The organism is Persicitalea sp. (genome assembly GCF_041751555.1).
GTDB lineage: Bacteria > Bacteroidota > Bacteroidia > Cytophagales > Spirosomataceae > Persicitalea.
In genome coordinates this window covers 1-11,268 of the sequence record NZ_JBGSXF010000114.1, presented here as the reverse complement: position 1 = coordinate 11,268, position 11,268 = coordinate 1, and the positions used below count along the sequence as shown (strand labels likewise).

Here is an 11,268-nt window from a genome sequence, read left to right as displayed (position 1 = left end):
CGTAATCATGTTAGGATCATCGGGACTCTTGAAGGCGTACACGTCAGTGTTGTCGGCCAGGGGGTCCTGCGAAATGAGCGGGGCCTCGCGGTGGCTGGATGCGTAGCTGACGATTGTCGTCAACAGCAGGGCGCAGCTCAGCAAGCCAGTTCTGAGCGACCCAGATAGTATAGGAATCATGCGCATAGTGAAAAAGGTGAAAAGTGAAAAAAAATGAAAGGTAAAGTCTTGATGTGCCGGAACCGGGTTCCGAAGCAGTAAAGTAGCAGCGACAGGTTAGCCCATATCCAGAGAAAAGGAATGGCAGTTCCCGTGACGTTCGGAGAAGCGAGTGGAGTATTTCGTCCGGGAAGAAAATCAGGAAGAATTCAGGTAAAAATTTTTGTTCATTTAGGATTGATTATTCAGAGTGAAAATTTTTGATAAGGCACTGATTACCATTAATTAGATAAAACGTCCGAGAATTGCAATCACACGCGGCGGTGTGTTCCCTCACGGGGGTAACGATATTGACTACTTGAAAGAGAGGACTTGACGAGATACAAGAAATGAGTCTAAAACAAATGATAGAAGCGTTTCAAGCAGTTGAGATGTTGACAGTTGTTATATACGCCGATAGGGACTACTTTGGATTCATTGTTACTAAAAAAACTTCACCAGCAGCACAATAAATTTTTATTCCCCATCTTTTCCAATAGCGCGAGTTACCAATAAAAGCCGCATCGACAACCCATCTACTATGAAGTTGCGAGCTTTTTTGAAACCAATGGCTTAAATGTAGTACTATTTTAATACATAAAAAAATTACATAGTGTTGACCAGTATTCATTTACAGCCTTTTCTACCGCATAATTATAAAACAGAACCCTAGAAAATCGGAAAGCAGGTAATAGCTACCCTAAAACTATTAGCAAAAAAATGACTCTACGCGATTTGGGGAACAAAATGCGCTATGCGAGCAACGTAGTCCCCAGATAATATTCCTCAACAAACGGTTTTGAGCAGATCGTCAAGCTTTACTAACGTGCATATTACCCTGAATGTAGAAACGATAGGGTAACTCTACCCCTCGCGTTATGCCGATTCGGGTAGTTGTGACCATCTTGAAATCAGAAAAGACGGGCGGGGTGATGTGGATGGAACTCTCCCACAACGATGCTTTGTCGTGTTCGGGCCGGATACCCATAGCCTGCACCAGTTTGCCGGGACCGTTGCAGAGGTCTTTTTCAGCTAATGGCTTTTTACGAATTTTCAGCGAAGGCTGCAACGTTTTCGGATTGAGATTGCGCCTTTCCCTCATTAAATCCAGTCCTTCGGTAGGTTCCAAAGCTCTGATCAGCACTGCTTCGCCTTCCCCCACCGGGCCACCCACGATATTGACGCAGTAGTACATCCCGTAAATCAAGTACACGTACAAATGTCCCGGTGAACCAAACATAGCGGCGTTGCGCTTCGTCTGGCGGCGGTAGGCGTGGCAGGCTGGGTCGCCCCATAGATAGGCTTCTGTTTCGACGATCACACCCGCCGTGCGTCCGGCGGCGCTTTCGTGAACTAGTTCGCAGCCGAGTAACAGTTGCGCGAGCGTGAGGGTATCATGTTTTTGAAAGAAACTCGCTGTCAGATGTTCATTCTTCACTATACAATATTCAGGGTTTGCTCTTTGATTTTTTCGAGTTCGTCCTTCATCTGAACTACCAGCCGTTGTACGGTGGCATCGTTAGCCTTGGAGCCGACGGTATTGATCTCGCGCCCGATTTCCTGCGAAATGAAGTTAAGTTTTTTGCCATTGCTATCCGCCGATTCCAAAGTTTCGGTGAAGTAGTCAAGATGGTTGGTAAGCCGTACTTTTTCTTCCGAAATGTCGTATTTCTCGATATAATAAATCAGCTCCTGCTCAAAGCGGTTGGGGTCAAAATTATCAGCGGCCATCAGATCACTCACCTGTTTTTCCAATCGTTCCCGCACGGCAGGAATACGGTGGACATCCTGTTCGGCTACCTGTGTCAACAGCGAACGAATAGCCTCGATATAGCTTAATAATTTGTCGGCAGTCAACTGCCCTTCCTGCTGCCGGAAGTTATCGCAGTTTTCAATGGCCTGTGCTACAGCTTGCTGAATGAGCTCCCATTCCTGCTCGCGGCTACCCTCGTCGGCCACGGCGGTTTGGTAGGCATTGGGCATTTGCAGGGCCAGGCTAAGTAGTTCGGTCGGGTTGGCATCGAATCCTAATTCCTTGGACGTCAGATTCAAGTCCAGGAAGTAAGCACTGACCAGTTCCCGGTTTACGATGGTAGTTCCTGCGCCCTGTCCTTTGGGCTGGACAGAAAGGTTCAGTTCTACCTTACCACGTTCCAGCTGCTGGGTCACGCGGTTCCTAATCTCGATTTCCCGCTCCGAGTACTGACGCGGTATCCGACAATAGATGTCCAGAAACTTGGAATTCAGGGTCTTGATCTCGACGGTCACCGTCAGCGTTTCGGACTCTACATTGGCCGTTCCGAAGCCAGTCATTGATTTGAGCATGGGGCATTTTAATTTTGAATGAGTGAATGATAGAATGAGTGAATGATAGAATAGATGGAGATCGGCGAAAGCAATACTCACCGCTCGGGCGGCCCCGTCATTCACTCATTCAAAATTGATTTATCGATATCGGTTCGACCTTTTCGCCTTCCCCGGTGCTTGACTTTCGGAGGCTTGAGGCTTAGAAACAAGGGCGTTTTTGGCGATATCGGCGGCCTCCTGGCGGTACTGCCAGACATCACCCGCCAGGTAGATAGCAGCCAGCATCGAACCCGGCTCGGCGATGTTCTTACCCGCGATATCGTAGGCCGTGCCGTGGTCGGGCGAAGTACGCACCGCCGGGAGGCCCGCCGTGAAGTTGACGCCCTCGTTAAATGCAATGGTCTTGAAGGGAATCAAACCCTGATCGTGGTACATCGCCAGCACGGCGTCGTACTGGTTGTAAGCGGCAGAAGCGAAAAAGCCGTCCGCTGGAAAGGGGCCGAAAACCAGTTCGCCTTTTTCACGGTAGCGAATCAGCGTTGGTTCGATGGTTTCCTTTTCTTCAGTTCCCAGCAGACCGTTTTCGCCCGCGTGGGGATTGAGGCCCAGCACTGCCAGACGCGGCTTGGCGATGCCGAAGTCGCTCCGTAGTGAATGCAGCATCTGGTTGATTTTGTTGCTGAGTTTCTCGTTCGTGATGTGCTCGTTTACTTTGTGGAGCGGAATATGGCCCGTCAGGACACCCACCCGAAAATCATTTGCGACCATGAACATAAGCGCCTCCTTTGTGTCAAAGGCTGCAGCCAGAAATTCGGTATGGCCGGGAAATTTGAAGTCTTCGCTCTGCATCGTATCCTTATTAATAGGAGCGGTCACGAGGGCATCGATATGGCCAGCTTTTAGATCATCGGTGGCCCTTTTGAGCGCGGCGAAAGCCCCTTGTCCGGCTTCGATACTGATTTTGCCCGGCTCGGCTTCCGTTTTCTGATCGTTCCAACATGAAATGACGTTGGTAGTTTTAAGATTGACCTGTTCGGGTTTTTGGATATTCTGCAAATTCCACTCCTTCATCCGCAGGAGGTGGCGGTAGCGGTTTAGGACTCGCAATGAACCATAGACAATTGGTGTGCAGTATTTGGATAATTGGTTACCTTCCAGCGCTTTCAGGATTACTTCCGGCCCGATGCCGTTGTAGTCGCCCATCGTAATCCCGATGACGGGCTTTTTATCTTGCAAATCACTCATATAAAGTAATGAATCAATTTAAGTCGAAGATGAGTTGGAGGGAGTAGTGTTACTACGGAAACTTCACCCCTATTCTCATGCCTAAACGCTGATTAATAGGAGCCCTGCGCCTATATTTGTGAAACTCCTTTGAACTAATTTTTGGGTAAGAAGTGAATTTCAACAGCTTAGTCAACTAAGAACCAGGTATGCTGAACTGCCAGACGGCCCGGTACGGGCTTTTTCCCGATTGGCAATTTACGAAAAATCCCCCCGCTCCCATGAAAATACTGATCGCCGACCAAATGCATCCTTCGCTCTTCGCTATGCTCGAAGCGCAGAGTTGGCACTATGACTACCGACCCGACTTCCGCCGTACCGACATCATTTCTTGTCTGGCTGAATACGAGGGGCTCATTATTCGCAGTAAGACCCGCATCGACGAAGAACTTCTTACCCAGGCTACGCAGCTGAAATTCATCGCCCGTGCCGGTGCTGGCCTGGATTTGATTGACGATAGAGCTACCAAACAAATGGGTATTCCGCTCTTCCACGCCGGAACCGGCAATCGAGACGCCGTAGCTGAGCATACAGTGGGAATGCTACTCATGCTTTTCAATAACCTCAACAAAGCCGACCGCGAAGTACGGCAAGCTATTTGGGATCGTGAAGGGAACCGGGGCGTGGAACTGATGGGCAAGACGGTCGGCCTGATTGGTTACGGGAACAATGGCAGCGCCATTGCTCAGAGGCTCAGCGGCTTTGGTTGCCGCATTCTGGCCTACGACAAGTACCGCGACGACTACGGCGACGCACACGCCGAGGAAGCCACCGTGGAAGAAATTCAGCGCGAAGCCGACGTGCTAAGCCTACACGTTCCGCTCACCGACCTGACACGCGACTTGATAAACGCCTCATTTATTGCGGCCTTTCGCAAGCCGTTCTATCTCGTCAACGTCTCGCGCGGGGAAATTGTGAACACCAAAGCTTTGGTTCAGGCTATGGAAGAGAATAAGATTTTGGGAGCCTGCCTCGATGTGCTGGAAAACGAAAAACTCAGTCAGCTCACCAACCCACAGCAGGAGGCGTTCGACTACCTGCGTTCGTCGCCACACACCGTCCTCACCCCGCACATCGCGGGCTGGACGCACGAAAGCTACGTACGTATCAATGAAGTACTGGTTCGGCAGGTAGTGGAGTGGAGTGAGGGCGCAGCGGGGTGAACTTCCACACTGTGCTCTCGAAATCAGTTCTTTTATTTTGCTTCGGGATGATACTGCTTCCACTCTCCACTTTTGATGTAGGCATAGTACCTCGCGGCTTCTTTTTTGACAACGGGTAGCAAGAAGAACAAGCCGATCAGGTTGGGGACAGACATGGCAAAGATCATAGCATCGGAGAAGTCCGTAACCGCGCCCAGGCTGGCGGCGGCACCGATTACGACAAAGCAGCAGAACAGGACTTTATAAATGATGTCGTTGAGTTTGTTTTTGCCAAACAAAAATAGCCACGCCTGCAGGCCGTAGTATGACCACGAGATCATGGTCGAGAAGGCAAACAGAACTACCGTGACCGTCAGTACGTAAGGAAACCACGGAATCACCGTCGCGAACGACTGCGACGTCACCTCCACGCCGCCCATTGCTCCTGCCTGGTTATAGTCGCCCGTGATGATGACCACGATAGCGGTCATGGTGCAAATGACGACCGTGTCGATGAAAGGCTCCAGCAGGGCAACGATTCCCTCACTAGCCGGATAATCGGTCTTAACCGCCGAGTGCGCAATGGCCGCCGAGCCTACGCCCGCCTCGTTGGAGAAAGCAGCGCGGCGGAATCCCTGCACCAGTACGCCCACAAAACCACCCGCCACGGCAACCGGGCTGAACGCTTCACCGAATATTTTACCGAAGGTCGCCGGTAGTTGAGCCGCATTGACGATAATTACCACCAGCGCAGCCAGGATATAGATGCCGCACATGAACGGTACGACCCGCTCCGTGACCGAACCAATGCGCTTGATACCGCCAATGATGACTAGTGCTACCATGCTGGCCATGAAGAGTCCGAAAATGGTTCCCGCTGAGCTAGAGGTCGAACCTACCATATTCAAAAACTGCTGGGCAGCTTGGTTGGACTGAAACATGTTGCCGCCGCCAAACGACCCACCCACGCACATGATGGCAAAGAACACGGCTAGTACTTTGCCAAATGTCCCAAACCCTTTCTCCTTCAAACCTTTGGTCAGATAGTACATCGGGCCGCCGTACACTTTCCCATCAGGCCCTATTTCGCGGTAGCGGACGCCGAGGGTACACTCCACAAACTTGGACGACATGCCTAGCAGCCCGGCCAGAATCATCCAAAACGTAGCCCCCGGCCCTCCCAGCGAAATAGCAATGGCCACGCCCGAGATATTACCCAGGCCGACCGTACCCGACACAGCGGCAGTCAGGGCCTGAAAGTGTGTTACTTCACCCGCGTCATTGGGGTCACTGTAGGTACCTTTTACGGTTTGAATGGCTGTACCAAATCCCCGGAAGTTGATGAATTTAAAATAGACGGTGAAGAAAAGAGCGGACAACAGTAGGAAGATGATCACCAGCGGCATACTCGTCGCCGCATCGTCGCCCAGTTGAATGGGAAAGAAAACTACATTACTCACTGCTTCGGTGGCGGGCTGTACCCAAGCGTTGATTTTTTCATCCAACCCTTGGTCATCGACTTGGGCGAAGAGGGGGGTGCTGGTAAGTGTGGCTAAGAATAGAATAAGCAGGGAGGAAATTCTTTTCATGAGGAGGGTTTGTTGGAGATTGGATTTGCTTCTATTTATTGATAGAATATTTGGCAAGAAAACGCCAAACTACCATATAATTTCACAAAAGAACAAAACAAGCCCGTGAGAACATCATACTCACGGGCTTGCTTTGTGGCTGCTTCGAACTGTACTCTTCCAAAAAGTATATACCGTTGAACGTTAACTATTCTGCTAGACTATCGTTCTCAGGGTTTTCTGGATTCATATGGCTATGTTTCTGACCGTAGAAGAAGTAGATGGCCAGACCAATGGCCAGCCAAATCGCCAGACGGAACCAGCTTTCGATAGGTAACGAATACATCAGGTACAAACAAACGACGATGCCCATGATCGGTACAAAGGGGACTAAAGGTACTTTGAAAGAGCGGGGAATATTCGGCATCCTAACCCGCATCAGCCACACGCCCGCGCACACCAGGCAGAAGGCGAAGAGCGTACCGATGCTTACCATGTGGCCCAAATCGCTGACCGGAACGAAGCCGGCAAACAGGCTCACAAAGCCCATAAAGAATAGATTGGTCTTCCAGGGTGTCGAGAATTTCTTGTGTACATCGCTGAAAAACGGTGGTAGCAGTCCGTCCTTGCTCATAGTGTAGAAGACCCGGCTTTGGCCCAAAAGCATCACGAGCATTACGGATGTATAACCCGCCAGAATCGCCAGAATCAAGGCATTTTGCAGGAAGTCGTAGCCCGTGACGGCAAAGGCCGTCGCGGCGGGCTTGGCGTCATTCTCAAACACGGTGTAGTTGACCAGCCCCGTCATAACGTGGGCGAAAAGTACGTACAGAATGGTGCAAATCACCAGCGAACCCAGAATGCCAATCGGCATATCACGTTGCGGATTCTTTGCTTCCTGCGCCGCTGTGGAGACAGCGTCGAATCCAATGAAGGCGAAGAATACCACCGCCGCGCCCGTGGCGATGCCCGTCCAGCCGAAGTGGTCGTACTCGCCCGTATTGGCGGGGATGTAAGGTGTGTAGTTGGCAGGATCGATGTGGCTCCATCCCAGAGTAATGAACATCACTACGACTAGTAGTTTCAGCGTTACCAGGATGTTATTCAGCAAAGCCGACCCTTCCGTGCCGCGAATCAGTAACAGCGACAGCAGGCACACGACCAGAATGGCGGGCAGGTTGATGAGCCCGCCATCCACGATAGTGCCGTCGCTGAGCGTGACTACCTCGAAAGGCGAACATACGAACTGAACTGGCAGGTGAATGCCCAAGCCGCCAAGGAATTCCAACAAATACCGCGACCAACTCACGGCCACCGTAGCCGCGCCCAAGGCGTATTCCAATACCAAATCCCAACCTATAATCCAGGCGGCAAATTCGCCCATCGTGGCGTAGGAATAGGTATAGGCACTGCCCGCAATGGGAATCATAGACGCAAATTCGGCATAGCAAAGGCCCGCAAAGGCACAGCCAAAGGCCGCCAGTACGAACGAAATCGTTACTGCCGGCCCCGCGTGCTCGGCGGCGGCAATGCCCGTAAGGGAGAAAAGTCCCGCACCTATGATTGCCCCGATGCCCAAGGCTACCAAACTGGTCGCGCTGAGGGTGCGTTTCAGTTGGTTGCCCTCGCCGGTCGATTCGGCCATGAGTTTGTCAAGGGGCTTAGTTATCCAGAGTTGATTCATAGGTGAGGTAGATAGTAGATATGAATTATTAGATATAAGATTTTTACCTGACGTTGGGCTGCGAAACTAAGATAAATTTGGGTGGAACAGAAAGTTCACCAAAGAAAAAGGGGGAAAGTCGTTGACTCTCCCCCTTTTTCATGCGCAGTTATTAGGCTCTTGCTACCTTTCCTTTCTTGGAAGCGGGTTCTGGCTCGTCCACAATGGGACGCTTGAGCAGGTCACGCTGTAAGGTGTCCACCACAATAGGGGCGGCAACGAACAGCGACGAGTACGTTCCTACGATCACGCCAATCAGCATTGAGAAAGTAAAACCGCGAATGACTTCGCCGCCAAAAATCAGCAACACGATCAGTACCAGCATCGTCGAGATACCCGTCACGGCGGTGCGGCTTAGCGTGCTGTTCAGGGCGTTGTTGATAATGACAGGAACACTTTCCTTACGAGTGTTCTTGTCGTTGAGGTACTCGCGGATGCGGTCGAAAATTACTACGGTGTCGTTCATAGAATAACCCATGATCGTGAGTATCGAGCCGATGAACGCCTGGTCGATATCCAGTGAGAAGGGCAGCCAGCCGTTGAAGAGCGAGAAAATCGCCAGCAGCACGATCACGTCGTGGAAAAGGGCCGCTACCGCGCCGTAGCTGAACGCCAGCCGCCGGAAGCGGATGAAAATATAACCGAAGTTGACGGCCACCGCCAGCAAAACCGCCCAGAATGCCGAAATCATGGTGTCATAGGCAATGGTCGGGCCGACTTTGGCCGAACTCACAATTTCCGCCTTGCTGTTGCCGGGTACTTTCGAGACGCCTTCCATGATTTTTGCCTCGGCGTTCTTATCCGCGTCGGGCGAAGTATCCTCGATCAGGTAAGCTGTCGTGATCTTCACCTGATCGAAGCCACCGAAGGTTTTCACCTCGGGTGTGGTACCCAGCGCATCGGTCATGGCTTGGCGTACTTCCTCAGTACTGACATTCTTCTCGAAGCGCACCGTGTAAGAGCGCCCGCCCTTGAAGTCGATGCCCAGGCCGAAGCCTTTGAATATAAATGAAGCGATACCAATCAGGATGATGGCCGACGAAACGTAATAGAAGCGCTTCCGCTGCGTAATGAAATCGAAGTTGGTATCCTTGAACCAGTTCTTAGTCAGGCCGGAGTAAAATTTCAACGTCTTGCCGCTCTTGATCGTGTACTCCAACAGCAGGCGGGTGATGAAAATGGCCGCGAAGAGCGATGTGATCAAACCGATGACGAGTGTTGTTGCGAATCCTAGTACCAGGCCCGTACCAAAGATGAACAGGATCACGCCAGTCAGCAGCGTCGTGACGTTGGAGTCGATAATGGCTGAGAGCGCACTCTTAAAACCATCGCGTACTGCCACGGGGAAAGGCTTGCCATTGTCCAGTTCTATTTTTATCCCTTCGTAGATCAGTACGTTGGCATCCACCGACATACCGATCGTCAGTACGATACCCGCGATACCCGACAGCGTCAGCACCGCGCCCAGCGAAGCCATGACTCCCATCAGGAAAAATAAGTTGACGAACAATGCGACGTCAGCGATCCAGCCCGCACGGCTGTAATAGGCTACCATGAAAACAAGTACCACGATCAAGCCCACCAGCGACGACAGCACGCCCGCCGTCACCGCCTCGGAACCTAGCGTCGAACCGACTACGGCTTCTTCTACAATATTAGTAGGGGCGGGTAGTTTACCCGCTTTCAGCACGTTGGCCATGTCCTTGGTTTCTTCCACCGTGAAACTACCCGAGATGCTGGAATTTCCGTTAGGAATCTCACCGTTCACGTTGGGTGCCGTGTAAACCTGGTTATCCAGGATGATGGCTACCTGACGGCCCACGTTATTAGCGGTCAACGTCCGCCACTTGCGGGCACCCTCACCATTCATGCGCATGCTCACCTCGGGGCGACCGCGCTCGTCGTAATCGTGGGTTGCGTCCACAATCACGTCGCCTTCCAGCGGGGCTTGTCCGTTAGGTTTTTTGATAAAATAAAGCGGCAGGATAAGCTGCCCGTTGGTAGCGTCGATACCCTGACGATCCCACATGAATACTAAATCGGAGGGAAAAAATGAGCGAACTTCGGAACGGTGCAGAATTTCCATGGCCCGGCCCGTATCTTTCATATACACGCCCAATCCTTGTGGCAGTGGCACGAACAGGTTGGTCAAAGCGGCGGTCTGCGCAGCCAAAGCCGAAGTGTCGGTGGCCGCGGAGTCGCTACGCTGGGCCAAAAGTTCTTCCAGATTACTTGGGGTAGATTTCTTAGTTGTGTCGGTTGTAGCGGCAGCCGGGCGATTGGCTTTCTCGGCGGCATCCTCGCGGGTCAGGTACTGGCCCAGTTGATCGAGACCCGCCGAAATTTCGTTGGTGTTATACACCTCGGCGAATTCCAGCTTGGCCGCACCCGACAGCAGACGACGAACCCGCTCAGGGTTGTCCACACCGGGGAGTTCTACCAAAATCTGATTTTTACCAGGCAGGCGCTGCAGGTTCGGGTTAGTGACGCCGAACTTGTCCACCCGAGCTTGAATGATCTTGTAAGCTCGGTCGATGGCACCTTCCACTTCCTCGTTCAGCATCGCGATTACCTCGCTGTCGGACGAACTACTGTTGATTTTGCTGCGGTTGGCGCTATTGGCGAACACGCTGGCCAAACTCGTATTAGGTGCTACCTTCTTATAAGCATCTACGAACAGATTGACGTAGCTACTCTGGCTGGTTTTCTGTGCTTCGGTGGCGTCTGTAAGTGCCTGCTTAAACTGCGAACCACGGGCGTTGCTGCCCGCCAGTCCGCGCACGATGTCGGCAGGAGCGACTTCCAGCACCACGTGCATACCGCCCTGCAAGTCGAGGCCAAGGCTGAGTTGGCGCTCCATAACTTCCTGCAGCGTGTGGCCCAAGTACACGTCCTCGCGCCATAGTGAGTCGATGAAACCCTGTTTCTTGGTGTAGTCCACCTTGCCCTGAGTATCGGTGGCATAGGCGACGGCGTCGGCATTGTACTTCCGCGCCACGAAGGTGAACGACAGATAATAGATGCTTATCAGCGCTATTACGATCGT

General features: G+C 51.9%; 8 protein-coding genes. 1 reads left to right on the top strand and 7 read right to left on the bottom strand.

Going from position 1 to position 11,268, the window contains the following annotated elements; genetic code table 11:
* The 4 genes from ACEW8P_RS03945 to pdxA all read right to left on the bottom strand — a co-directional run.
* Positions 1–180: DUF4331 family protein (locus tag ACEW8P_RS03945; RefSeq protein WP_373511809.1), on the bottom strand; the 180-nt coding region annotated here is incomplete at its 3' end.
* Between the two features lie 829 nt (positions 181–1,009).
* The gene (locus tag ACEW8P_RS03940) at positions 1,010–1,636 is read right to left on the bottom strand and encodes a DNA-3-methyladenine glycosylase (RefSeq protein WP_373511808.1); all 627 of its coding nucleotides are present in this window, start codon (positions 1,634–1,636) and stop codon (positions 1,010–1,012) included.
* Complete coding sequence (locus ACEW8P_RS03935) at positions 1,636–2,523, bottom strand: YicC/YloC family endoribonuclease (RefSeq protein WP_373511807.1); 888 nt, start codon at positions 2,521–2,523, stop codon at positions 1,636–1,638. Before ACEW8P_RS03935 ends, ACEW8P_RS03940 begins: the two co-directional genes overlap by 1 nt.
* Positions 2,524–2,643: 120 nt before the next feature.
* Entirely contained in the window at positions 2,644–3,750 is a 1,107-nt protein-coding gene (gene pdxA / locus ACEW8P_RS03930; RefSeq protein WP_373511806.1) for a 4-hydroxythreonine-4-phosphate dehydrogenase PdxA, read from the bottom strand.
* Between the two features lie 260 nt (positions 3,751–4,010).
* Between pdxA and ACEW8P_RS03925 the strand changes: the two genes are divergently transcribed.
* Complete coding sequence (locus ACEW8P_RS03925) at positions 4,011–4,952, top strand: 2-hydroxyacid dehydrogenase (RefSeq protein ID WP_373511805.1); 942 nt, start codon at positions 4,011–4,013, stop codon at positions 4,950–4,952.
* Positions 4,953–4,984: 32 nt separating this feature from the next.
* On the opposite strand, the gene ACEW8P_RS03920 is transcribed toward ACEW8P_RS03925, so the two are convergent.
* The 3 genes from ACEW8P_RS03920 to secDF form a co-directional block, all read right to left on the bottom strand.
* On the bottom strand, positions 4,985–6,520 hold the full coding sequence (locus ACEW8P_RS03920) for an alanine/glycine:cation symporter family protein (RefSeq protein ID WP_373511804.1): 1,536 nt from the start codon (positions 6,518–6,520) through the stop codon (positions 4,985–4,987).
* A gap of 187 nt (positions 6,521–6,707) precedes the next feature.
* Positions 6,708–8,144 carry an amino acid permease gene (locus ACEW8P_RS03915; RefSeq protein ID WP_373511803.1) on the bottom strand — a complete coding sequence of 479 codons (1,437 nt, stop codon included), beginning with the start codon at positions 8,142–8,144 and terminating at the stop codon, positions 6,708–6,710.
* A gap of 190 nt (positions 8,145–8,334) precedes the next feature.
* Positions 8,335–11,268 (bottom strand): protein translocase subunit SecDF (secDF, locus tag ACEW8P_RS03910; protein WP_373511802.1); only part of this gene is annotated, 2,934 nt, incomplete at its 5' end.